The organism is Pseudoalteromonas sp. QJM3NY_22 (genome assembly GCF_056173065.1).
Genome location: NZ_CM149655.1, coordinates 3,029,736 through 3,055,899 on the forward strand (window position 1 = coordinate 3,029,736; position 26,164 = coordinate 3,055,899).

At 39.6% G+C, this 26,164-nt stretch carries 23 protein-coding genes and 1 tRNA gene; 3 read left to right on the plus strand and 21 right to left on the minus strand.

Features of this window, described 5'->3' with window-relative positions; translation table 11 throughout:
- Positions 1-55: 55 nt before the first annotated feature.
- The 21 genes from AC0VZ4_RS13835 to AC0VZ4_RS13935 form a co-directional block, all read right to left on the minus strand.
- A complete protein-coding gene (locus AC0VZ4_RS13835) occupies positions 56-271 on the minus strand; it encodes a TIGR02450 family Trp-rich protein (RefSeq protein WP_002958506.1) in 216 nt (71 codons plus the stop codon).
- Positions 272-351: 80 nt separating this feature from the next.
- Positions 352-705 carry a cupredoxin domain-containing protein gene (locus AC0VZ4_RS13840; RefSeq protein WP_149602966.1) on the minus strand — a complete coding sequence of 118 codons (354 nt, stop codon included), beginning with the start codon at positions 703-705 and terminating at the stop codon, positions 352-354.
- 20 nt (positions 706-725) lie between these two features.
- On the minus strand, positions 726-2,972 hold the full coding sequence (locus tag AC0VZ4_RS13845) for a heavy metal translocating P-type ATPase (RefSeq protein ID WP_475439939.1): 2,247 nt from the start codon (positions 2,970-2,972) through the stop codon (positions 726-728).
- On the minus strand, positions 2,962-3,405 hold the full coding sequence (locus AC0VZ4_RS13850) for a MerR family transcriptional regulator (RefSeq protein ID WP_475439940.1): 444 nt from the start codon (positions 3,403-3,405) through the stop codon (positions 2,962-2,964). Before AC0VZ4_RS13850 ends, AC0VZ4_RS13845 begins: the two co-directional genes overlap by 11 nt.
- Before the next feature lie 215 nt (positions 3,406-3,620).
- Positions 3,621-4,118 (minus strand): DUF2059 domain-containing protein, encoded by a 498-nt coding sequence (locus AC0VZ4_RS13855; protein ID WP_475439941.1) that lies wholly within the window; start codon positions 4,116-4,118, stop codon positions 3,621-3,623.
- Between the two features lie 130 nt (positions 4,119-4,248).
- Entirely contained in the window at positions 4,249-4,581 is a 333-nt protein-coding gene (locus tag AC0VZ4_RS13860) for a Na+/H+ antiporter subunit G (protein WP_007378492.1), read from the minus strand.
- A 9-nt stretch (positions 4,582-4,590) separates the two neighbouring features.
- Positions 4,591-4,860, minus strand: coding sequence for a K+/H+ antiporter subunit F (locus AC0VZ4_RS13865; protein WP_007378493.1), 270 nt, complete (start codon positions 4,858-4,860; stop codon positions 4,591-4,593).
- A complete protein-coding gene (locus AC0VZ4_RS13870; protein WP_149606215.1) occupies positions 4,854-5,390 on the minus strand; it encodes a Na+/H+ antiporter subunit E in 537 nt (178 codons plus the stop codon). Before AC0VZ4_RS13870 ends, AC0VZ4_RS13865 begins: the two co-directional genes overlap by 7 nt.
- Positions 5,390-6,907, minus strand: a complete 1,518-nt coding sequence (locus tag AC0VZ4_RS13875; protein WP_475439942.1) for a monovalent cation/H+ antiporter subunit D — start codon at positions 6,905-6,907, stop codon at positions 5,390-5,392. Before AC0VZ4_RS13875 ends, AC0VZ4_RS13870 begins: the two co-directional genes overlap by 1 nt.
- Complete coding sequence (locus tag AC0VZ4_RS13880) at positions 6,904-7,257, minus strand: Na+/H+ antiporter subunit C (protein WP_010554685.1); 354 nt, start codon at positions 7,255-7,257, stop codon at positions 6,904-6,906. The genes AC0VZ4_RS13875 and AC0VZ4_RS13880 overlap by 4 nt, the downstream gene beginning before the upstream one ends.
- Positions 7,257-10,049: a monovalent cation/H+ antiporter subunit A gene (locus AC0VZ4_RS13885; RefSeq protein WP_475439943.1), complete on the minus strand. Its 2,793-nt coding sequence runs from the start codon at positions 10,047-10,049 to the stop codon at positions 7,257-7,259. The genes AC0VZ4_RS13880 and AC0VZ4_RS13885 overlap by 1 nt, the downstream gene beginning before the upstream one ends.
- Before the next feature lie 216 nt (positions 10,050-10,265).
- Positions 10,266-11,417, minus strand: a complete 1,152-nt coding sequence (locus tag AC0VZ4_RS13890) for a hypothetical protein (RefSeq protein WP_475439944.1) — start codon at positions 11,415-11,417, stop codon at positions 10,266-10,268.
- Positions 11,418-11,427: 10 nt separating this feature from the next.
- Positions 11,428-12,306, minus strand: a complete 879-nt coding sequence (nlpI, locus tag AC0VZ4_RS13895) for a lipoprotein NlpI (protein WP_007378499.1) — start codon at positions 12,304-12,306, stop codon at positions 11,428-11,430.
- Positions 12,307-12,587: 281 nt separating this feature from the next.
- On the minus strand, positions 12,588-14,714 hold the full coding sequence (gene pnp / locus AC0VZ4_RS13900) for a polyribonucleotide nucleotidyltransferase (RefSeq protein WP_008134625.1): 2,127 nt from the start codon (positions 14,712-14,714) through the stop codon (positions 12,588-12,590).
- 395 nt (positions 14,715-15,109) lie between these two features.
- Positions 15,110-15,379 carry a 30S ribosomal protein S15 gene (gene rpsO, locus AC0VZ4_RS13905; protein ID WP_002958490.1) on the minus strand — a complete coding sequence of 90 codons (270 nt, stop codon included), beginning with the start codon at positions 15,377-15,379 and terminating at the stop codon, positions 15,110-15,112.
- A gap of 153 nt (positions 15,380-15,532) precedes the next feature.
- Positions 15,533-16,492, minus strand: a complete 960-nt coding sequence (gene truB / locus AC0VZ4_RS13910) for a tRNA pseudouridine(55) synthase TruB (RefSeq protein WP_008134623.1) — start codon at positions 16,490-16,492, stop codon at positions 15,533-15,535.
- Positions 16,476-16,961, minus strand: a complete 486-nt coding sequence (gene rbfA / locus AC0VZ4_RS13915; RefSeq protein WP_149613338.1) for a 30S ribosome-binding factor RbfA — start codon at positions 16,959-16,961, stop codon at positions 16,476-16,478. Before rbfA ends, truB begins: the two co-directional genes overlap by 17 nt.
- A gap of 158 nt (positions 16,962-17,119) precedes the next feature.
- Positions 17,120-19,780 (minus strand): translation initiation factor IF-2, encoded by a 2,661-nt coding sequence (gene infB / locus AC0VZ4_RS13920; protein WP_007378503.1) that lies wholly within the window; start codon positions 19,778-19,780, stop codon positions 17,120-17,122.
- A gap of 25 nt (positions 19,781-19,805) precedes the next feature.
- Positions 19,806-21,305: a transcription termination factor NusA gene (gene nusA, locus AC0VZ4_RS13925; protein ID WP_007378504.1), complete on the minus strand. Its 1,500-nt coding sequence runs from the start codon at positions 21,303-21,305 to the stop codon at positions 19,806-19,808.
- A gap of 39 nt (positions 21,306-21,344) precedes the next feature.
- Positions 21,345-21,800, minus strand: a complete 456-nt coding sequence (gene rimP, locus AC0VZ4_RS13930; protein WP_007378505.1) for a ribosome maturation factor RimP — start codon at positions 21,798-21,800, stop codon at positions 21,345-21,347.
- Between the two features lie 280 nt (positions 21,801-22,080).
- Positions 22,081-22,157: transfer RNA gene (locus tag AC0VZ4_RS13935), tRNA-Met, on the minus strand.
- A gap of 562 nt (positions 22,158-22,719) precedes the next feature.
- Here AC0VZ4_RS13935 and AC0VZ4_RS13940 point away from each other — a divergent pair.
- The 3 genes from AC0VZ4_RS13940 (at position 22,720) to AC0VZ4_RS13950 (ending at position 26,157) form a co-directional block, all read left to right on the plus strand.
- Entirely contained in the window at positions 22,720-23,181 is a 462-nt protein-coding gene (locus AC0VZ4_RS13940) for a globin (RefSeq protein WP_007378506.1), read from the plus strand.
- Positions 23,182-23,479: 298 nt separating this feature from the next.
- On the plus strand, positions 23,480-25,033 hold the full coding sequence (locus AC0VZ4_RS13945) for a cryptochrome/photolyase family protein (RefSeq protein WP_475439946.1): 1,554 nt from the start codon (positions 23,480-23,482) through the stop codon (positions 25,031-25,033).
- A gap of 110 nt (positions 25,034-25,143) precedes the next feature.
- Entirely contained in the window at positions 25,144-26,157 is a 1,014-nt protein-coding gene (locus tag AC0VZ4_RS13950) for a phospholipase C/P1 nuclease family protein (RefSeq protein ID WP_475439947.1), read from the plus strand.
- Positions 26,158-26,164 lie beyond the last annotated feature (7 nt).

Consider the following 26,164-nt stretch of genomic DNA (forward strand, 5'->3'; position numbering starts at 1 on the left):
AGCAAACCTATATCGTGTGCCGCTATTGGAGTGAGGTAAATTATATAGATTTAAACTACTTCCACCCTTGTAGCCACTTTTGGTTATCTTTTAAATCTCGCCAACTAATTGGATATTGATTTTTTGACATAACAGCCTCGGTAATACATTCAATTACATTGCCATCTTCATCAAATTCCACCTCAACAATAATGAAGTGTTTTTCTTTATTTATAGCAGGTGTTGCGGTCCATTTACTATTCAATAATTTTTTAGGGTTTAGTTTATTCATTGAGTATAACGACTCCTACTCATCTATTTATACAGCTTATCTAAGGCAACTATACGACCCCAACACCTACTTAGCTCAGATTACTCTGCAACTAGCTTGCCCTTATACATTTGCATTTGGCAATGAAAGTCATATTCACCGGCTTCAAGCGCAGGTAGTTTAACTGTATTGCCATCACCCATTGCCAGCGTTTTACTTATATCAAGCTGTGGAAATACCACGGTTTCGGCGCATGGCGCGCTGTCTTTTCTATCAAAGGTAAGTACAACCTCCTTGTTGGCTGCCACTATAATGTGTCCTGGCTTATAAACACCGTTATCAACGACTATCGTTACTTTGTTGTCATCACTTTGTGTTTGCTCTGGTTTGTAAAGCCAAAACCAATAAATAATTGCGGCTATTAACAGTGCACCACCTATATTAATCATCAACATAATGTACTCCTTAGCTTAAATTACGATTTATTTGGTTTGAAAAAACGTAAGCGATTAGCGTTACTTACCACTGTTAGCGATGAAAGTGCCATAGCTGCACCGGCAACAACAGGGTTAAGTAGGATGCCAAAAAATGGATACAACACGCCGGCTGCAATCGGAATACCCGCCACGTTATAAATAAAGGCACCAAATAGGTTTTGTTTAATATTTGATATAGTTGCATTACTCACTGCAATTGCATCAGCAAGGCCATGTAACGAACCACGCATTAAGGTAATGTCTGCGCTTTCTATTGCAACATCGGTACCTGTGCCAATTGCAAACCCTACATCCGCTTGCGCAAGTGCTGGGGCATCGTTAATACCGTCACCTGTCATACCCACTATTTCACCGTTTGCTTGGCGCTTTGTTACTTCGTTTACTTTATCATCGGGCATTACTTCTGCAATAAATTCATCAATACCAACTTGTTTAGCAACGGCTCGTGCAGTGGCTTTGTTGTCACCTGTTAGCATAACTAGATGGATACCTTTATCTTGCAGGCGTTTAATAGCCTCAACTGAATCCTCTTTAATAGGATCTGCTACTGCTATAATAGCGTGGAGCTTATTATTACTTGCAAAATACATGGGCGTTTTAGCATCACTGGCAAGTGTTTGAGCTTGCTCGGTTGCATCATCAACGGCTACATTGTATTTATCCATTAGCGCTTTATTGCCAAACAATAATGTTTGCCCGTCAACACTGCCGGCTACACCTTTACCTGTAATTGCATCAAAGTCGGCTACTTTACTTAAAGCTAAGCCCTGCTTTTGAGCATATGCCGTAATTGCTTGGGCCAGTGGATGCTCTGAGCTACTTTCAAGGCTTGCGGCCAGTTGCATTACTGTATTTTCATCACGGTTGTTAAATGTAACTACATCGGTAACTTGTGGAGTGCCTTGAGTAATAGTACCTGTTTTATCTAAAATCATGGTGGTGATTTTAGATGTTGTTTGCAGCGACTCACCATTTCGAATTAATATTCCTGACTCTGCAGCTTTACCAATACCCACCATAACCGACATAGGGGTTGCGAGTCCTAGCGCACAAGGACAAGCAATAATAAGTACGGTGGTAACCGCAACAACGGCATAAGCAATTGATGGCTCAGGTCCGAAGTTTAACCATGCAAGGCCTGCAAGCACCGCAATAATCATGACTGTTGGTACAAATATTCCTGATATAACATCAGCTAAGCGCCCTATTGATGGCTTTGAGTTTTGTGCACGCTTAACCATATTGATAATATTGGCAAGTGTGGTTTCGCTACCAATGTGCGTGGTTTTAAATAATAAAGTGCCACTTTTATTAATACTTCCGGCAACGACTTTATCACCCATTTTTTTGCGGACGGCCATTGGCTCACCAGTAAGCATTGACTCATCAACCGTACTGCTGCCTTCAATAACATCGCCATCCACAGGGATTTTTTCACCCGGGCGTACGCGTACTTCATCATTTCTTACAACATCACTCATGTCGATGTCTTGCTCTTGCCCATCGCGAATTACGCGTGCAGTTTTTGGTTGCAGGCCAATTAAGCGTTTAATTGCTTGTGAGGTGCGCCCACGTGCTTTTACTTCAAAAGCGAGCCCTAAACTAATTAAACCGATGATCATCGATGATGCTTCAAAATATACGTGTCTTGCGACTTGTGGTAATAAGTTTGGTGCTATTACTACAAACATTGAATACAACCACGCAGTACCTGTACCAAGCGCTATTAATGTATCCATATTGGCAGCATGGTTTTTGAATGCCTGCCATGCACCGTTGTAAAATTGTTTACCTGATATAGCCATAACCACAAGCGTGACTATGCCCACTAAAAACCAGGCTATTCGTTGTGTGTCGGTGGTCACACTCATGTCAAAAATAAGCCCGTATATCATTAACGGCGCACCGACCCCTAACGCTAATATCATATTACGCATTAGCTTTTTATAATGTGCCTCATCCGACTTTGCTTTTTCATCAAGTGCATCTTGATCAGACTCGTTACTCATTGGCTTAGCTGAATAACCAATGTTTTCGACTGCTTTAATAAGCGTGCTTTCACAGGCTTTACCTTCTACACGTACAGTACGCTGTGCAAAGTTCATTTCCACGTTTTGCGCGCCTTGCACGCTATTAAGGGCTTTTTCAATTTTAGCCACACAACTGCCGCAATTAGCGCCTTCAATAATAAAGTTTTGCGCGGTGTCTTTTGTATTAGTCGTCATTACGCTGCTCCTTATTTGCAGAATCGTTTATTGGATCAACAAAAGATTCTATTAAACTACACACGTCACTGGAATTTGCACCATCGGCTGATGTATCCCATTGATCCAGAGCTGCATGCATCCTGTTTCGTAGTTTTAATGTTTCTTGAAATAGTGCTTCGGTTTCTTCTAGGCGTTTAGTAATGAGTTTACGCGTTAACGGACAAGGACAATTCCCTTGCTCTGACTCGCCTATAATGTGTTGAATATCTTTGAGTGAAAAACCAAGTTGACGCGCACTAATAATAAACTTTAAACGTTGCTGGTCTTGCTTTGTATATTCTTGATAGCCATTTTCTTCACTGCGTATTGGGTTAAGTAACCCAATACGTGTGTAATGACGAACAGTATCGGCAGTCACGCCCATTAACTTGGCAAGTTGTTTAACATGCATAATTTAGCCCCGTGGAATTTCAATAGTTCAATAATAAACCTATGTGCAACACACAGGTCAATAGAGAGGAGCATTAAAGCATAATTTAAATTTACTGAAACTGATTTAGCGAATAAGTGAAAGCGCTCTGGCTAGAGCGCTTAAATAAGAGAGGTAAAAGTATTGAATCTATTGTTCTTCAAAGGTTAAATTTAACCAGCAAATATCAGCAGTCTCTAGTTAGCATGCTCGCGTGAGGCTTTTAGCTCTTCGCTTAGCTTGCCTGCTATATCTTGAATTTTAGGCATAGCATCTTTCATCAAGCTTTGTGACATTTGCATAGACTCTTGCATTACAACAGGCATTTTTTCAAGTATTTTTTGCCCTGTATCTGTTTTATAAAACGCTAACATATCAGCAATTTCTTGCTCACTAAAATGTTTGTCGTACACGCTAATCATCATTGGCTGCATTTTAGCCCAGCTCATTTCGGTTTTTAATACCGTTGTCATGTCGCCGTAGTATTTATCAAAAATAGCCTGTTCAGAAGGCTTAACGCCCATTTGGTCTGACATGCCTTTCATCATACCTTCAACCTGGCCGTACATAGAATCAACCATTGCATCCATGTTCATTACATTAATGAGTTCATCAATTTTTTGCTGCTTAGAATTTTGTTCAGCATACAAACTACTAGAAAAAATCAGTAATGATAAAAGTAGTACCTTACCCATAATAATATCCTTTCATATAAATAATGGACTTATAGTCACATGAATAATTTGTATTGTAAAGGGTACAAGTAATCATTAAAAAGGCCGAATAAAATAAATTTATTCGGCCTTTTATAAATATATTTTTATGCTAATCGTCTTCTACATTATCTAGGCCTTTAGTGCCTTCTTTGGCTTTTAGCTTATGATGAATAGCAGACTTTATTAACATGTAGCCACTAATCGGTGCCGTAATTAGTAAAAATATAGTAATGAGTATTTCTTTAACACTTAGGCCATGCCCTGAATTTGCAAAATAAACCATAGCAGCAATTAACATACTCGCCATGCCCAACGTGGTTGCTTTAGTTGGTCCATGCAAACGCATAAAAAAGTCAGGTAGTTTAATTAAGCCTATTGAGCCAATTAAAATAAACGTACCACCAAATAACAATAATATTGATACAACCCATTCGCTGATCATGTTTTCACCTTATTCAATTATATCGCCACGTAGTAAATACTTACACACTGCAACTGTACTTATAAAACCGAGCATAGCAATAAGCAGTGCAGCTTCAAAATAAAGCCCTGTATCCATACTAATACTGTATAAAATAATCAGTGCGATGACGTTAATGTACATAGTATCGAGCGCTAAAACACGGTCAGGCACTGACGGACCGATGATCAATCGCCATAAATTAAGTAATAATGATAAGCCAATCATTGAAAAAACAATGAGTAATACAGTATCTAACATTGAAATATCTCCTTTAGTGGAGCTTCGTAGCGTTGTTTTATTTGTTTGATAAGTGCTTGTTCATCTTTAAGATCAAGCACATGTATTAATAAGTAGCGTTGCGTTGGCTCTTCACCCTCAAATAACGATTCAGCAATTGGGTAAACCTCTGCACTCACAGTACCGGGTGTAAGCGATACACAACTGGCCAATATAGTAATTGGCATATCATGAGTTAAATCTATCGGTACTTTTATAAAGGCCGGACGCAAATTTTTAGATGGCCCAAGTATAAGTAAAGCCACTTGTAAATTTGCTACAACAATATCGTACAGCACAATAAGCAACTGCTTGAGAGCCAAGCCCGGCTTTAAAATTAGCGGCTGAGGCTCGCGAAGCGAAAAACTTAATATCGGGATAAGTATTGCAAAAATAGTCGCTAATACTAAGTGCCCTACCGACACGCTATTATTTAACAATAGCCAAACCATAAACAAAAATAAGCTACGAAATGGCGTTGGTAACCAACGAAAACGGGCTTGTAATCTCATCACATGCCTCCTTTAAGTACAGCATTAATGCCGCCGCTTATGTCATGTAACTGCACAGCAGCACCCAACATATATTCACTAATGGGCCCGCCAAAAATTACTAATAATGGTGAACACGCAAGTAAACCTATAATTACAATTACTTGCAATGGGTTCGCATTTACACACTCAGCATTTTCGCTATTTTTACTTTTATGCTCCCAGAACAAGGTTGTGCCAGCGCGCGAAAGCGCTACTAACAACGCAAAACTTGTTACTAAATATACTGGCCAAAATAGTAAAGCTTGCTCACTGTTTAATGTCGCTTTAAGTATCCAAATTTTACCTACAAAGCCTGATAGTGGCGGCATACCAACTACCGTTAAAGCCGCAATAATAAAGCACACACCTAATAGAAATGGCTGTTTAACAGAGCGACCCGCCACAAGCCTATCGCCAACTTTACCGCGCTGGATTGAAACTAAGTCTGCTAGTAAAAATAGAGCGGCACTAACAAGTGTTGAATGCACTAAATAATATAAAAGTGCAGCAGTGGCATTTACATTTTGCAATGCAATTAGCGCAACCAACGTACCTACCGATACTAATACTAAGTTAGCCGTTAGTTTACGTAAGTCTTGCGCTGCCATAACACCAATGGCACCCACTATAATGGTGGCAATTGCTAAGCCCCAAAGCCAAGGCTGCGCCATGTGTTCAAGCGCTCCTGCTTGTTCGCCAAATATCACCGTGTAAACACGAAGCATGGCGTAAACGCCTACTTTGGTCATAATCGCAAACAATGCAGCAACTACAGGTTTAGCGCTTGAATACGTATTTGGAAGCCATAAATGCAGAGGTAATAGTGCGGCCTTTAAAGCAAATACAATGAGTAATAATAAACCACCTGCTTTTGCTAGGTATACATCATCGCCCGAAAGCTGTGATACTTTTTGCGCCATATCTGCAATATTAAGCGTACCAAGTACACCGTACAGAATACCCAAACCGATTAAAAATACGCTTGAGCCAACTAAATTTAATATTACATATTGCAGTGCCGCACGGGTGTTTTGTTTATCACCTGCGTGCATTAACAATGCATATGATGCAATCAGTAGCACTTCAAAAAATACAAATAGATTAAATAAATCACCAGTTAAAAACGCGCCATTTACACCCAATATTAAAAAATGAACAAGTGGATGATAAAAGCTGCCTTTTTCATCATCGCCGGCACTACCATATAAAATAGCGCCCAAACCTAAAAGTGAAGTTAACGTAACCAATAAAGTTGACAACATATCGGCTACTAAGACGATTCCAAATGGTGCAGACCAATTACCAATAGCGTAAACGTTAATACCCGTATTATTAATATGTACAAGTAAAAATACACTAATAGCAAAAGTAGCTACTGCCATTACAATTGAAACTAAGCGGCGAATTTTGACGCTTTTACCACATGGCGGCAGTAATAAAATAACGGCCGTAAGCATAGGTAATAAAATAGGTAGCGAAGCTAAATGTTGGATCATTTTTGCTCCTTGTTATCTGCTGAGGTATTAGGCACATAACCATCAACATGGTCGCTACCTAAATCGGCGCGCCCACGTATTGCCAAAATAACCACGAATGCGGTCATCGCAAAACCAATAACAATAGCTGTAAGCACTAAAGCTTGAGGTAGAGGATCGGCGTATTCTGTACCAGTACCAAGTACTACCGCTTTATTAATAGTAAGACGACCTGCTGAAAACAAAAATAAGTTAACAGCATATGAAATCATAGTAAGCCCAAGTACTACAGGGAACGTACGAGCTCTTAGCAGTAAAAACACACCGCAACTGACCAATACTCCAACGCAAGATGCGTACAATAATTCCATTAAATATTTACCTCTTTTTTCTGGGTATCTGCCGTCATATTACCTAAGCTTGCTAAAATCATTAACGTAGCGCCTACAACCGTTAAGTAGACACCTAGGTCAAATGCAATCGCGCTGGCAAGCTCTGTTTTACCGACAAACGGAATATCAAAGTAGTCAAACCAGGTTGTTAAAAATGGCTTATCAAAGAACCAGCTACCCACACCTGTAAACAGTGAAATACCAATGCCTGAAGCTATGATTTTACGATAATTAACATCAAAACGTTCGTTTATCCATGCCGTACCATGCGCCATATATTGTAAAATAAACGCGATTGACGTTACCAGTCCTGCAATAAAGCCACCACCAGGTAAGTTATGCCCTCGTAAGAAAATATACGCCGACACCAACAACGCAAGCGGTAATAAACTTTGTGAAATACTCGCCAATAATATTGGATGACGTTCTTTAGCCCATGGGCGGCCTTCGCTGTCACTTGCAGGCATAAATAATGGAATTCGAGAAAGTACTTTAAATATACCTAATGCGGCAATGCCTAATACGGTAATTTCTCCAAGCGTATCAAAGCCCCTAAAGTCAACCAAAATAACGTTAACTACGTTAGTACCACCGCCACCAATTTTAGCGTTAGCAATAAAGAAGTCTGAGATTGAATCTAATGGGCGTGTGAGTAACGCGTAACAAATACTTGCTATAACTACACCTAACGTAGAGGCTATTGCTAAATCTCGAAGTACACGTAATGAACTTGATTCTTTTGGCGTATGTTGGGGCAAGAAAAACAATGCCAGCATAAGTAAAATAATAGTAACCACTTCAACGGTTAGCTGCGTAAGCGCTAAATCTGGAGCAGAAAAACGTGTAAATACAACCGACACCATTAACCCCACAATTGAGAGCATTAACAACGATACCATTCGAGAGCGATGCCAAATAACGGTGGCAAGAGCACCAATAATTAATAAGCCTGCACCAATTGCATTGTGCACATCAACAGGCGTAAGTGGCATGCTACCGGCAAGTTGTTGCATTTCAAATAATGGCCAACCCGCACACAGTAATACTACCGCTAACATAATTACAAGGTAGCGCTGCAGCGATCCATTTTCTGTACTGCTTACCTTTGACTGACACCAAGCAATAACGCTTAATATTACACGTTCAAACGTTTTTTTAGCGTTTAGAGGTGGTAACGATGCTTGAAATTGAAATAGATATTTACGATTAACATAAATAAATAAGCCGCCAACAACAGCCATTGCACTCATAAGTAAAGGTAAGTTAAATCCATGCCAAATAGCTAATTCGTAATGTGGCATTTTTTGCCCTAATACAGCTAAGGATGCCGCAGATAAGATGCCATCAATTGCAAAGTGCGGAAACATCCCTACTAATAAACAAATGACAACGAGTATCTCTATTGGTACACGCATATAACGTGGTGGTTCATGAGGTATTCGTGGTAAATTAATTGGATCACCGTTAAAAAAAACATCGTGAATAAAGCGTGCGGAATACGCAACCGCAAATGCGCCTGCAACAGTTGCCAGTACTGGTATTAGCCACGACATAGAACCAAGTACTTGCTGATGCAGCGTTTCTGCAAAAAACATTTCTTTAGATAAAAACCCATTAAGTAATGGTACACCCGCCATTGCAGCCGCCGCGACCATCGCAAGCGTTGCAGTGTATGGTAAGTATCGCCACATACCATTTAATTTACGCATATCACGCGTGCCCGTTTCGTGATCAATAATACCGACGGCCATAAATAACGACGCTTTAAACGTGGCATGGTTAATAATGTGGAATATTGCCGCAACAGTTGCAAGCTCAGTATCAAGCCCGAGTAACAGCGTTATTAAACCCAAATGGCTTATTGTTGAATAGGCTAACAAGCCTTTTAAGTCATGTTTGAATAATGCTATATAAGCACCAAACAACAGCGTAGCTAAACCCGTTAACCCAACGAGCAAGAACCACGTATCGGTCCCAGCTAAAGCAGGGTGAAAACGTGCTAACAAAAATATACCGGCTTTTACCATAGTTGCAGAATGTAAATACGCGCTCACTGGCGTAGGTGCAGCCATTGCATGAGGAAGCCAAAAATGAAATGGAAATTGTGCCGATTTAGAAAATGCACCCAATAGCACCAATACCAATGCTACTTCGTATAAATCGTGAGATTGAATTATTGCTTTACTCGCTAGAATAACATCTAAGTCATAACTACCAACAATATCACTCAATAACATTAAGCCAGCAAGTAATGCTAAACCGCCAGCACCAGTCACAGCAAGCGCCATGCGCGCGCCCTTGCGTGCTTCGGACTTATGCCACCAAAAGCTAATTAATAAAAATGAGCTGATGCTGGTTAATTCCCAAAACAACCACAGTTGAATGACGTTGTTAGACATAACAATACCAAGCATTGCAGTCATAAATAGCATTAAGTAACTATATAACTTGGCCATTGAATCGTTAGCGCTTAGGTAGTAACGCGTGTAGAGGATAACGAGCAAGCCTATGCCTAAAATCATAAACATAAACAATAAACTGAGGCCATCTAACCGCAGAGATAAATCGAGTCCTATTGACGGGATCCAAGCTAATGAATAACGAATGGTTTCGCCCGCTAAAACTGCAGGTGCATGGTATAGAGTAATCCCCAAAGCCGTCAAGGGCGCGAGAGCCGTTAAACTAGTGCTTAAATTGCGGGATAACTTACCTGTGCATGCAGAAATAACACTGCCAATTAAGGATAACAAGGGTATCCAGAGCAAAGTCATAATGTAGGGCCTTTTATAATCATAAGTTTATCAGGGCGTCACTCTTTTAGGATTAAGTGATGCTTTTACTGCCTGTTTTTTAACGACATTAATAGTTATAGTTATACTGAAAAACACTAATTTTGTCTATATAAAGCGGGGTTATATGAATGTTTTCAAAACAAAAACTAACAATTTTTTCAAGCTAAAAAATCAATATAGCATTGCTGACGATTGTTAATTTAATATAGCCTTATTTATAGACGTAAGCTCATCTGAGTGACGGTAGAAGTCCCCCTTAGTCATATCTAAATACTTCAACCAAAGTTCCCTGTATTGCGTTGAGAGCCCTAATTGTTGATACTGCATAATAGACCACTTTTCACTTGGCTTATAAGCAATACCTCCTTGTTGACAACTTTCACTTTTATGCCAACCTTCTGGTGCAGGTTCACCATGTGTAATATATAAATTTGGTGCTACAAACCCACTTCGTGCGCACAACCATGCTTGTTTTGATATAGGCAAAGTATACTCATCCTCAAAACGGTTAAAGTGCATAAGTTCGTGTAAAAATATACTGTAGTTTGCCTGTGAGTTAATAAGCATTTTGCCTTTACGGACATTTGCAGTGCCATGCTTTGGCATCATTACTAAAAAATCATAATTGCTAAGAAGCTCATTTTTAAATCTAGAGGCCTGCCAATCACATTGCGCAGCATTATTGATATTACTTTTACAATTGAGCGCAGTCGCAACATACACGGGCTTTGAAAAACAAAATATATTTTCGCGTGGCTCTGGCTGCCGATTGTATGTAGTTATAAAGTCACCTAATTTATATAAACCATTTCGGTGATCGCTCATTACAATTACATTAAACATACAGTGCTTTTTAGGCTCGTCAATATCCTCTAAAAAAGAAAAACCCAAATTTTGTATAAATTCGCGCGGTATATTATTTTCCGCTATAGATAAATGCAACCTGAGGTGATTAAAAACATCCCCTTCTGGTAACTGCTTTATATCGGCTAACAGCTTTAAATCATCCCAACGTGATTGAGCTAATAACTGAACAGCTAACTCTTTACGCTCAATTGCATTTAATTTATTTATACCTGCCAACCAAAATTGTTTAGCCGCATCACTGTCGTTATTATTTAAAAGTCTTATTGAATAAGCATATTGTGCAGAGGGAATGTGATTTCTAGCCAATATAGCTAGGGAGGTATCTGGTAGTCGCGGTAAATGAACCGCAAAATAATTAGGGAAGCGTCTATAGACTTTTAACACACTGGCCTTTGTGTTCAAAACATGCCAAAAGCCAATCGCGTCAAGGTGATTACCTGAGCCTGTTATTAAAAGGCTACACAGTAATACACCTGCCAATTTTAATGCCTTAACTTGCGTCGTCACCAGCCATTAACTCAAGTTCTAAACGTGCATATTTATACTCAATAAACTCATGTACATTAGTTGCTAGAGCTAATCTAAAATAATCAGCGGCTAAGTATTTATCACCAGCAGCCTGATGCAATTTAGCTAAGTAAAAATAAGCTTCACATAAACGCTGAGCATATTCTTGTTCCGACTTAACACCCTCACTAATGCCAGATAAAAAAGCATGCTCGCTCATATCACCTGCAAAAAGCGAAATTAGTTGAAACGCCCATTGTGAATCGTCAAGTGCTGTTGCATTCGTTTTAAGTTCAACAAGAGCTTGCTCCTTATTTACCTTAGCATCTGCTAAATAAACCCATAATACACGATAAGGGTCATTTGGAGAGCGAGCTAAAAATGCACTAAAATCGGTTTTAGCAATACCAGACCTATCACCATAATAAAGTGCAATACCTCGATTTAAATAGGCGTATTCGTGATCTTCATCAAGCTCAAGGGCCGAATCGAAAAATTCATAAGCTTTTTCATATTGTTGCATTAACGTATGTTGAATACCCAAAAAATTATATACTTCAGCTAAATCAGGCTTAAGTTTTACAGCGCGGTTAAAATCAATACGCGAAAGCGTAGTCATGCCTAAGCTATCAAATAACACACCACGGTCATAATATAACTTCGCTTGTTGATCAGGGCTTAAATCTGCTCTATTCAATAACTCTGAGTAGCGTGCAATAGCAATTTCACTTCTAAAGTCAGAGGCTAAAGGTGCAGTAAATGGCACATTAACAATCGGGGTTGGTTCTGATTCTGTTGTAGTTTGGCAAGCGCTTAAAGACAAAATAGCGAAAGATGCCAAAGCTAAATGTTTGAGTATCATTAAAATCCTTAATACCAAGATAGGTAGCAATATGACAGACGATGTCTCAATAGGTTCATAGCAATTGATGAACTATTATTGCTCTAGGTAAACTGCTCAGTAATTAGGTAAAATTATGTTGTGAGTTTGTCACTTTTAAATTTGAACACTATTTATGAGTAATTTAGCTTCCTTGAATAATCTTTGTTTAAATTTAATTAGCCTCATTAAAGCATAAAAAAAGGGGCTAAACAGCCCCTCTTTTATATTATCCAGTAAATATCTGGATGAAGTATTAGCAATTACGCGTCAGTTGGCGCGTCAGCTGCAGGTGCTGCTGATTCCATTGCTTCTTTAATACTTAGACGTACACGGCCTTGGCGATCTACTTCTAGTACTTTAACTTTAACTTCTTGACCTTCAGAAAGGTGATCAGCCACGTTATTAACGCGCTCAGTACTAATTTGAGAAATATGTACTAGACCATCTTTACCAGGAAGAATGTTTACAAACGCACCGAAGTCTACGATACGTACAACTTTACCTTCGTAGATAGTACCTACTTCAAGTTCAGCTGTTAATTGCTCAATACGGCTAATCGCATTAGCTGCACTTTCGCCATCAGTAGCGGCAATTTTAATTGTACCGTCGTCACCGATTTCAATCGTTGTGCCAGTTTCTTCAGTAAGCTGACGAATAGTTGCGCCACCTTTACCAATAACTTCAGCGATTTTCTTCTGTGGGATTTTCATTGTGTATATGCGAGGAGCAAACATTGATAGCTCTTCAGAAGGAGCAGAAATCGCTTCATCCATCACTTCTAAGATATGTAAACGTGCAGCTTTTGCTTGTTTAAGCGCAATTTGCATGATTTCTTGAGTGATACCTTCGATTTTGATATCCATTTGAAGTGCAGTAATACCCGCAGCAGTACCGGCAACTTTAAAGTCCATGTCACCTAAGTGATCTTCATCACCTAAAATGTCAGAAAGAACAACGAATTTATCGTCTTCTTTAACTAGACCCATCGCAATACCGGCAACAGATGCTTTAATTGGTACACCCGCGTTCATAAGTGCAAGTGAAGTACCACACACAGAAGCCATTGAAGAAGAACCGTTTGATTCAGTAATTTCAGATACTACACGAATTGAGTAAGGGAACTCAGTTAGTGTAGGCATTACAGCTGAAATACCACGCTTAGCAAGGTTACCATGGCCGATTTCACGACGCTTAGGAGAACCAACAAAACCAGTTTCACCTACACAAAATGGAGGGAAGTTATAGTTAAGCATAAAGTGGTTTTTATGAGTACCCGTTAAATCGTCGATTAACTGTGAATCACGTTCTGTACCAAGTGTCGCTGTTACTAACGCCTGGGTTTCGCCACGAGTAAAGATAGCAGAACCGTGAGTACGCGGTAATACGCCAGTCATTACGTCTAGTGCACGAATCATATCTGGTTCACGACCATCGATACGTTTTTCGCCAGCTGCGATACGGCCACGAACGATTTTCTTCTCAAGTGAACCGAAGATTTTGCCAATTTCTTGCTTGTCTAAAGACTCGCCTTCAGCAAGTTCAGCTGTTAATACTGCAACAACTTCATCTTTAGCTTCACCAAGTGCTTCTTTACGCGCTACTTTATCAGTGATTAAGTAAGCTGCGCCTACTTTATCAGCAGCAATAGTTGCTACTTTATCTTCAAGTGCAACATTTTTCTCAGGTGCAGTCCAATCCCAAGTCGGCTTGCCTGCTTGCGCTTTAAATTCTTCGATTGCAGTGATGATCGCTTGAGATTGCTCATGACCGTATACAACAGCACCAAGCATTACGTCTTCAGCAAGTACGTTAGCTTCTGACTCAACCATAAGTACCGCTTTATCAGTACCGGCTACCACTAAATCAAGTTGGCTTTCTTCAAGCTCTTTTAATGTAGGGTTAAGTACATATTCGCCGTTGATGTAACCAACGCGAGCTGCACCAATTGGGCCACTGAACGGGATACCAGAGATAGCAAGTGCTGCTGAAGTACCAATCATCGCAACCATATCTGGTTGGATTTCAGGGTTAACAGAAACAACAGTTGCAATAACTTGTACTTCGTTTACAAAACCGCTTGGGAAAAGTGGACGAATTGGACGGTCAATAAGACGTGCAATAAGTGTTTCGCCATCGTTAGGACGACCTTCACGCTTTAAGAAACCACCTGGGATACGACCAGCAGCGTACATACGCTCTTGGTAGTTTACCGTTAATGGGAAAAAGTCTTGACCTGGTTGTGCTTCACGCTTACCTACAACAGTTACTAAAACTGAAGTATCGCCAATGCTTACTAGTACTGCGCCGTCGGCTTGACGAGCGATTGCACCAGTTTCTAGTGTCACTGTGTGTTGACCTAGTTGAAATTCTTTAATAATTGCTTGCACTTAAAATATTCCTTAAATGTATTCTAATAAGTTGTCATCAAAGTACCAATTACAGTACATAATTGTATTCAGTTGGAAATCAATTAAGTACTACAATTGGCAATGATGTGGATAAGCGTAGATAAACCTTTTTATCTACGCGCATAGTATATACCAAAGCTACTTCAAAATGCGAGTCTAGGGTGTGTTGATCTTTGCGGATTGAAATTTGTTCAATCTAACTACTCGATTTCAGCTGGGCTTATTTAGCGGTTAAATACAATAGCTCTTGGTAAGCTATGAAATGGGGGTTTTATATTGCAATTCAATAGGTTTAAGAATTTTCTTAATTTAAAAACACAAATTTCAGGCACAAAAAAAGGAGCTAAAAAGCTCCTTTTTCTATAATCTAGTTCTTAGCGACGTAGGCCAAGTTCTTTGATTAGTGCAGTATAACTAGTGATATCTTTACCTTTAAGGTAATCAAGTAGTTTACGGCGAGTGCTTACTTTACGAAGCAGACCACGACGTGAGTGGAAGTCATGCTTGTGATCAGCAAAGTGACCTTGAAGCTTGTTGATATCATAAGTAAGTAATGCTACTTGTACTTCTGATGAACCTGTATCGCCTTCTGCACGTGCAAATTTAGCAATGATATCGATTTTTTCTTGATTGCTTAGTGACATAGTAACTCCAAAAATTAAATTTAAAAGGTGTCTTAGCCGATCACTAATTCAGCCAAAACGATTAAGCGGGCGTATTCTACCAACTGTGGGAATAACTACAAGTTAATTATCCCCATCTACAACTAATAAGCCACTACTGGGCACATTAGTTGCTTATTCCGGCTTTACGTAATCATCTTGCTGGCTAGCAAGACCACGTTTAACCTTTAAATGTCCATTTGAGTTGCGCTCACCAGTACCAATAAATATATTATCCGCAACAACTTTAATTGCACCATCAGGTAAAGCGATTGGTAATTCTACAGCTTGCCCGTGACTAAAAATTCCCCCTTGTTCTTTTGTGATTTCAACAACGGGTAAATCAGTTAAAGCAGTGTCTATAGGTAATAACAACGAGTCTAAATAAGTCGAAGGCGCAAGCTCTTCTTCTTTCGCTTTAGCAAGTAATGCTTCAATTTCATCAAGCGATACCATTTTATCTGCCGGATACTGACCAACAGCGGTTCTGTGGAGCATAATAACGTGTGCACCGCAGCCTAGGTTTTCGCCTAAATCGTCAACGATTGTACGAATGTACGTCCCTTTAGATACATGAGCCGTCATTTGTAATACGTTGTTTTGTTCATCAAATTCGTCAAACGATAAGCTAAACACGTTTATTTTTCTGCATTTGCGAGGTACTTCAATACCTTCGCGAGCGTACTTATATAACGGTCTACCTTGATACTTAAGTGCCGAGTACATTGACGGATATTGATCAGACTCACCAACAAAAGCAGCAATTTCTTTTGTTAGCTGTTCACGCGTTACGTTCACATCTTTAGTGCTAACAATTTCGCCATCAGAATCTGATGTTGTTGTACGCTCACCCAGTTGTGCACGAACGATATAGGTTTTATCTGTATCGAGTAAAAACTGCGTAAACTTAGTCGCTTCACCAAAACAAATTGGCAGCATACCTGTAGCAAGTGGATCTAAAGCACCTGTGTGCCCAGCTTTTTGCGCAAAATAAACACCTTTTGCTTGCTGCAGAGCTTTATTTGATGAAATGCCTTGCGGTTTGTTTAACAACAAAATACCGTCAACTGCACGGCCTTTACTGCGCTTTGCCATCTGTATCAGTGCCTTCTTCGCTATCTGTATCGTCTACGTGCTCAGTACTTTCTTCGCTATCTAAAACTTCATCAGCATCAACACTTTCTACGTCTTCATCAATATGCTTTGCGTTATCTTCGCGGATAATAGAATCCACTAAATTAGAAATACGCATACCTTCCATTAATGAGTTATCAACAACAAACTTTAACTCAGGCATTATACGTGCACGAATACGCTTACCAAGTAACGAGCGAATATAACCCGTTGCTTCATTTAGTACTTTTGCGCTTTGCTTTGCTGCATCTTCATCTTGTGTGTTAAACACAGTAATGAAAATTTTGGCATAAGATAAATCGCGCGATACTTCTACCGCTGACACTGTCACCATACCTAAGCGTGGATCTTTAATTTCGCGTTGTAAAATTACAGCAATTTCTTTTTGGATTTGCTGTGCAACACGATCAGTGCGAGAAAATTCTCTCATTATACTTGTCCTAAAATAATAACTTATTGAAATTAAATAATAAGTTAACTAAATAATGGATATGCAAATGGGGGCTAAGCCCCCATTTAAAATCTTAGCGTAGAGCGTGTAGAACGCCCGGGCGTTAACCTTAAGCGTTCAATACACCCTAGTAACAATTATAGAGTACGTTGTACTTCAACTGTTTCAAATACTTCGATTTGGTCACCAACACGTACGTCATTGTAATTCTTAACGCCGATACCACATTCCATGCCGTTACGAACATCAGCAACATCGTCTTTAAAGCGACGAAGTGACTCAAGCTCACCTTCATAGATAACCACGTTTTCACGTAGTACACGGATTGGAGCGCTACGTTTGATAACACCTTCAGTAACCATACAACCAGCAATTGCGCCAATTTTTGGAGACTTAAATACGTCACGAACTTGAGCAAGACCAATGATTTCTTGTTTAAACTCTGGCGCTAGCATACCTGACATGGCTTGCTTAACTTCTTCGATTAAGGCATAAATTACGCTGTAATAACGAAGGTCTAAGTTTTCAGTATCAATCACTTTACGAGCAGAAGCATCAGCACGAACGTTAAAGCCAACTACAATTGCGTTAGACGCTGCAGCTAGGGTTGCATCAGTCTCAGTAATACCACCAACACCTGAACCAACAATCTTCACTTTTACTTCATCAGTAGAAAGTTTAGTTAGTGAATCAGAGATTGCTTCGATAGAACCTTGAACGTCTGCTTTAAGTACCACGTTAACTTCAGAAACATCGCCTTCAGTCATGTTAGTAAACATGTTTTCAAGCTTAGCTTTTTGCTGACGTGCTAGCTTAACATCGCGGAACTTACCTTGACGGTATAAAGCAACTTCACGCGCTTTACGCTCATCTTTAACAACAGTCGCTTCGTCGCCCGCAGCTGGAATACCAGAAAGACCTAAAATCTCAACTGGAATAGATGGACCAGCAGATTTAATGTCTTTACCGTTTTCATCGCGCATTGCACGAACACGGCCATACTCAAGACCACATAATACAATGTCACCTTGGTTAAGCGTACCAGATTGAACAAGTACTGATGCTACTGGACCACGGCCTTTATCAAGACGAGATTCAATAACAACACCTGCAGCCATACCTTCAGTAGGTGCAGTTAATTCTAAAAGCTCAGATTGCATAAGCACAGCTTCAAGAAGGTCGTCAATACCTAAACCAGTTTTAGCTGAGATATGAACATACTGCGTATCGCCGCCCCACTCTTCTGGAATAACGTCAAGTACAGCTAGTTCGTTTTTAACGCGATCTGGATCTGCGCCTTCTTTATCCATTTTGTTTACAGCAATGATTAAAGGAACGCCAGCTGCACGTGCGTGCTGTACCGCTTCTTTAGTCTGTGGCATAACGCCATCATCTGCTGCAACCACTAGGATTACGATATCTGTCGCTTTAGCACCACGAGCACGCATTGATGTAAATGCAGCATGTCCTGGTGTATCTAGGAAGGTAATCATATTGCCGTTTACATCAACATGGTATGCACCAATATGCTGTGTAATACCACCGGCTTCGCCTGAAGCAACTTTTGCAGAGCGAATATAATCAAGAGTCGATGTTTTACCGTGGTCAACGTGACCCATAACAGTTACTACTGGAGCACGTGGCTCTGACTTACCATCTTCATGGCGGTCATTAAGTACTGTTTGCTCTAATTCGTTTTCTTTAACAATGATAACCTTGTGACCCATTTCTTCTGCAACTAATTGTGCAGCTTCTTGGTCAATCACTTGGTTAATGGTAACCATGTCACCCATTTTCATCATTGTTTTTACAACTTCAGCGCCTTTAACAGCCATGCGTGATGCAAGCTCAGCTACTGTAATTGTTTCGCTAATACGCACTTCATTTTTAACATCAACAGTTGGTTTTTGGAAACCATGCTGCAGCGATGCTGGTGCTTTTAACTTAGACTTGTTACGGCCTCTTGACGCTGCAAATTTATCTTTTGCTGGCGCTTTTTTCTTTTTCTTAGCACGGCGTGTACCTTGCTCATCACGAGCATCGGCAACATCTTCTGCTTCACGTGCGTAAGTAGAAGTCGTAAGATGGTGATCCGCTGTTTCTTCGCGTTTCTTACGCTCTTCTTCTTCTTTCTTCCAGCGTGCCGAGTTTTCTTCAGCTAGCTTTCTTGCTTCTTCTGCTTGACGTTTCGCTTCTTCTTCAGCTTTCTTCAATGCGGCCTCTTCTGCTTCTTTTTGCAGACGCTCAGCTTCTATGCGATCTTTCTCAGACTTAGCACTTTGCTCTGGGGTCATCTGCTTTTGTTTCGCTTTACGCTCTGCATCTGCTTTGCGTTTAGCTTCTTCTTTGGCTTTACGGTCAGCGTCTTCTTTCGCTTTGCGCTCTGCCTCTTGTTTCGCTTTTAATTCTGCGGCTTCTTGCTCAGCTTTTTGCTGCTCTTCAAGACGTACTTTTTCTTCAGCGGCTAGGCGTGCTTGCTCTTGTTCTTGTTCCATTGCGCTTTTTTTCACGTACGTACGTGTTTTGCGAACTTCAACTTGAACAGCTTTAGCTTTACCCGTAGAGCCAGTCACACTTAATGTGCTTTTGCTCTTACGTTGTAAAGTCATACGCGCTGGACCATCTGAACCTGTACCGCCATGATGCTTGCTTAAATGATCAAGTAACGTTGCTTTTTCAGCTTCGGTTACATTATCAGTTGCTTGCTTAGTGATACCTGCTTGTGAAAACTGCTGTAGCAATTTATCAACAGTTGTACCTATATCGCCGGCTAGTTTTTCAACATTTACTTCTGCCATAGTGTGTAATACCTCCGTTAATAAATTACTCGTCTGCAAACCAACAAATGTTTCGTGCAGCCATAATTAGTTCACCCGCTTTTTCAGATGAAAGTTCTGTAATATCAACTAATTCGTCAATACCTTGCTCTGCCAAGTCTTCAAGTGTAACAACACCCTTGCTTGCCATAACAAATGCTAAGTGACGCTCTAAGCCTTCAAGCGCAAGTAGGTCTTCAGCAGGCTCTGCGCCTTCTAAGCTTTCTTCCGTTTTAAGTGCTTTAGTTGTTAATGCATCTTTTGCACGTGAGCGCAGCAGATCAACTGTTTCTTCGTCTAAGCCATCAATTTCTAAAAATTCAGATGCTGGTACGTACGCTACTTCTTCAAGTGTCGAGAAACCTTCATTTATAAGTAATGAGGCAAACTCATCATCAATTTCTAAATTTTCAGTGAATAAGTTAAGCAACTTATCTGATTCAGCTTCATTTTTAGTACGCATGTCTTCAACAGTCATTACGTTTAGTTCCCAACCTGTTAGTTGGCTTGCTAAACGAACATTTTGACCATTACGACCAATCGCTTGTGCTAGGTTATCTGCATCAACTGCAATATCCATTGAGTGAGTGTCTTCATCCATTACGATTGAAGCAACTTCTGCAGGTGACATTGCATTAATAACAAACTGCGCTGGATTATCGTCATAAAGAACGATATCAACACGCTCGCCGCCAAGTTCTGACGATACAGCCTGAACACGTGCGCCACGCATACCAACACATGCACCAATTGGGTCAATGCGTTTGTCGTTAGATTTAACTGCAATTTTAGCGCGAGAACCTGGATCACGCGCAGCTGCACGTAACTCAATCATTTCTTCGCCAATTTCTGGCACCTCAATGCGGAATAGCTCCATTAGCATTTCAGGCTTAGAACGCGTTACAAATAATTGTGCGCCGCGAGCTTCAGGCTTAACTTCGTATAAAAGACCACGGATACGGTCACCCGGGCGGAAGTTTTCACGTGGAAGCATATCATCACGGTAGATAACAGCTTCAGCGTTATTGCCTAAATCAAGAACGATAGAATCACGTGTTGCTTTTTTAACAACACCGGTTACTAACTCACCAACTTGATCTTTGTATGCATCGACTACTAAAGCACGCTCAGCTTCACGTACTTTTTGTACGATTACTTGCTTAGCCATTTGTGTAGTTATACGGTCAAATTTAATTGAATCTATTTGCTCTTCAACGTAATCGCCCATCTGCAAATCAGGTTCTTCAACCTGCGCAGCTTCTAACGTAATTTCGCTGTATGGGTTCTCTAAAGAACCATCTTCTAATACTGCTGCAATCTGCCAACGACGGAACGTATCGTAATCGCCGGTCTTACGGTCAATTGCTACACGTACTTCAATTTCGCCATCATGCTTTTTCTTTGTCGCTGTCGCTAATGCGAACTCTAAAGCTTCAAAAATCTTTTCTTTTGGAACCGCTTTCTCATTGGAAACGGCTTCAGCAACCAATAATATCTCTTTTGCCATGGGTAATGCCTCGCTTGCCCTATTCCTTCGCACTCGAATTTAAAACTTAGCGATTAAATTCGCACGTTCGATGTTACTAAGCATGATTAGATGCTCTGCACCATCACTAGATAGTGTGATCATATCGCTGCTAACTGCTACTAAGTCGCCCTTAAAATTACGGCGACCATCCTGTGGAAGTTTAGTACGCACGCGTACTTCCTCTCCTTGCGCCTGCTCGTAGTGATCTTGTTTGAATAATAGACGATCAACACCAGGAGACGATACTTCCAAATCATATTCATTTGTAATTGGGTCTTCGACGTCTAAAATCGCACTAATTTGGCGACTTGCATCCGCACAGTTATCAACTGAGATCCCATCCTCATGAGCAATATACACTCTTAAGGTAGAATGGCGACCCGCTTGTACAAACTCAAGACCATGTAATTCAAAGCCTAACATTTCTACCGCTGGCGATAACATGGTTACTAAATCTTGTTCAAGTTTTGTCACGAAAATCCTCCATACAAACAAAAAAAGGGCTTATAGCCCTAAAATACTGAGTTTAAGTTTTGATTTGATGACAAAAGCCATAAATCGAAAGGTGCAGATACAACAACGCCCCGAACCAAGCGGGGCGTCACACCAATAAAGCATAAAACTGTGTGGCCGAGGGCCGAGCTTGGTTGCGAGTCAGTAACTGACCAAATTAAACTACATTAGCCTAAACGCAAAACGCGCATTACTTAGAATGCGCGATATAAATTAATAAGCTTACACTTATTAGTAGAATTGGTTGCGGGAGCCGGATTTGAACCGACGACCTTCGGGTTATGAGCCCGACGAGCTACCAGACTGCTCCATCCCGCGCCAATAGATATTAAATCTTAATTTAATATCGCTGTTAGCGGTTATACAACACACTAAACAATGGCGGCTATTATAAGGATGTGCGGGATAATTAGCAACCATAATAACTAATAAGTTTATAAAATTTGCAATTCGTCAAGTTGTTAATTTAATGTATTACAAATTAACATTTGTTGTAATAACCTTTAGGGCCTCATTATCTTGCGAGCCTAAATTTAAAGCACCCGTTTAGCTTCTACACAAGGCTGTGTCGATCATGTGTGGTTATTCCTCACAAATAAGCGATAGCACAGCATAAATGCCAAACATACGCTGTCCTCAGGTAAAACAGATTTAATCCTCAAAGATCAATAACCCCAATCGTAGCATTGAAGTAAATATTAAACAGCCATCCCAATGAATAGATAATCAATCTCATTAACAAAAACAAAATAAATAAAATCAGTGACTTATTAATTAAACCATCTATTTAAGCCAATAAACCCGTGCGGTTTCAACTTCTCTAGCTATAATAAAAGCAACGAAAGCAATAACAATCACACTTAATGCAAAGAGGCATTTAATGAACACAAACCAATCAGTATTATTAAAAAGCCTACAGATTGTTAAGCCGAATTTCCATGCTTTTACAGCACGCTTTCATCGTAAATTAGCAGAATCAGGTATTGTAATGAATTACCCAACTGCAAATCAATTCAACGAAAAAAGTTATACGTTTTACTGCGTGCTAGAGCGCATAATTAAACATTTAGATAATCCATCTTCTGTCACTCCTTTTTTAACACATTATTTAGAACACCTAAATAAACGTAATATTCAGCAAACTGATATTAAAATATTGTGTGATATTTTTTACGCTACTTTAGAAGCTCATCTTGGTCAGCATTTTTGCTTACAAAGCCAAACCGCATGGCAAGAATTTCTAACCTTTTTTGAAAACTGCACTAACAGTTCACTTTTCAATATAAGTAACGTTATTTCACTTCAACAACGAATAAGCAAAACAAAAAATAATACCAATTAGAACCTGTATTTATTGCTCATTCTTTTATAACAAATGCGCTTATATAAGTAGGTATTGAAATACATATAAGCTAAGCATAACAACACTCAAGTTTATAATGAGCCGGTTAAGCTTCATTAAGTAGTAAAAAACAGCCCCTTATAAAACCAGCAAAGCTCAATACCTTTTTAGAATTAGCTCATCGAGCATTAAAAACACCAGCTATTGTAAAACTCCACGCATAATTAAGCGGTACTACAACACCTTTAAAAGATCGTTTTACGACACTTTGGCGTACTAAATATATTTGGCTCTAAGTATGAAACACTATAAAACACTCAGGCTTATTTTGGGCGACCAACTAAACCCATCGCATTCTTGGTTTAAACAAAAAGATAATGAAACCCTTTATATTATTGCTGAACTTGCACAAGAAACTCATTATGTTAAACACCATATTCAAAAATTATGTGCTTTTTTCCATGCTATGGAAAACTTTGCTTCAGCGTTAAGCCAGGCTGGTTTTAATGTATTGCATTTAACCTTAGATGAGACTTGTAACGACAACAATTTACCCGATTTGCTTAACCGTATTGCAAAACAATACCAATGCTCGGTAATAGAGTATCAATACCCTGATGAATTTAGACTTCACTCGCAATTAGAACAATTTAAAAAAACGCATATGCTAAGTGTGAGGGCTGTGGATAGCGAACATTTTTTGTTCCCCTTTTCACAAATTAAAAAACGCTTTGTAAAAAATAAACATGTAACGATGGAGCATTTTTATCGCGATATGCGCAAGCAGTTTGATATTTTAATGGACTCCGGTAAGCCTGAAGGAGGTAAATGGAATTTTGATAGTAACAACAGAAATAAATTTTCTAAGAACGACATACACGACATCCCCTCTCCAAAGCTATTTACTAATGATGTAAAGTCAATTATATCTCGCTTAAACAAACATAAAGTCGCTTATTTTGGCAGTATAGATAATCAACTCACTTGGCCAACAACGCGAAAGCAAGCAATTAGTAGCCTTGATTACTTTTGTGAATATTTGCTCGTTAATTTTGGCAAATTTCAAGATGCTATGACTGACCAGAGTAAGCATAATACTAGCCTTTACCATAGCCGTTTATCATTTGCTTTAAATACAAAAATACTACACCCGCTTTATGTAATTAAACGCGTAATTACTGAATATAAACAAAGACCCAGCGAAATATCCATTTCACAAGTCGAAGGTTTTATAAGGCAAATACTGGGTTGGAGAGAATACGTACGCGCCATCTATTGGGTTAACATGCCCGACTACGCAACTAAAAATCAACTACAAGCCAATAATAAGATGCCATCCTATTTTTGGACTGGCTCTACTAAAATGAATTGTTTAAGCCACGCACTTACACAAAGTTTAGAAACCTCATACGCGCATCATATTCAGCGCTTAATGGTTATTGGAAACTTTTGTATGCTCACGGGAATTAATCCTGATGACGTAGATAATTGGTATTTAGGTGTTTATATAGATGCAATCGAGTGGGTAGAAATGCCTAATACTCGAGGAATGAGCCAATTTGCCGATGATGGCATTATTGCTACAAAACCCTACGCAGCAAGCGGAAACTATATTAATAAAATGAGCGATTACTGCAAGCGTTGCCAATACGATGTTAAACAAAAAGTGGGAGAAAAAGCATGCCCCCTCAATAGCCTGTACTGGAACTTTATGCACACCCACCGCAGTAAATTAGAGAAAAACCCTCGCATAGGCATGGTTTATAAAAACTGGGACCGACAAACCGAAGAGCAAAAAAAAGCGCTGATAAAACAAGCTGCTGCGCATTTAATTGATTTAGAAAGTTTGTGATATATAAAACAGGTAAACTTGTTAATTAAATGTTTAATTCTTCTGTCATTGTAATGTAATAGCGCTATCTTTTAATAGCGTTAATTTTTAAATACAGCAATGAGATAAAAATGAAAAAAATATTAACGTCGGCAATTATATTACTTACAAGTATCAACCAAGCACACGCATTTAGCCAAGAAACCCATAAGCGGATTGTTATTGACGCTGTAAGTTATATGGAGCAAAACCCACAATCAACGCAATATGCAGCACTGTCGCAATATGCTTTACAAAATAAAATGTCAGTCTCACAACTGGCTGAGCTACTAGGGCAAGCAGCCTATGATGTTGATGATTTTGAAGATACTTTTTTATGTGGTGCCATTACCGGCTCTTGTGTCCAAGCTCCTCTTTGGGGCGCGGCTGAAAGCATTGTAAAATATACTAGCTATTGGCACTTTCAAAACCATACGCAAGGCGCTGATCAGCATGGTAATGATTTTGGCGGCTATAACTACGACAAACTCACTGTATGGGGCTCCATTGATAGCTTAGCTGCGGCTTGGTTAAAAGGGGACTATTTAGATGATGGAAAGGGAAGAGAAACGGGCTGGTTTAATGCTGACTCTTCAAAATATAATAGTTATGACATTACCGAAGCTCATTACCGAATTGATAGTCAATCAAACTATAGTATGTATAATGATTTTGAAAAAATCCCTTTTCAACCAATCGATAACTTAGGCCAATACTGGTTTCAAAGCTATTTAGACAGTGGTAATCCACAGGTACTGGGCTTTGTATTTCATACAACTGATTTACTTCAGCCGCATCACACATGGACAACTTCAGATTTAAATCACTCTAGCTGGGAAGGCTGGATAAAGGATTATTATGATCAAGAACAACTCAATGATCCTAGCTTAATACGTCAAGCAATAAATACCTTTTCACCGTTAGATAAAGCCTCAACGGATGTACGTCCATTGCTAACCCAAGGCGGCTCTTTTTCGTACGCTCAAGGCGGTATTGTGCTTAATTCGGAAGATCATTACGACCGTGTTGATACCGCAAAACAAGTTATCCCTCATGCTATTGCAATGGTTGTACATTTATTAAATCATGCCATGGTTGCCCGCTAATGAGGTA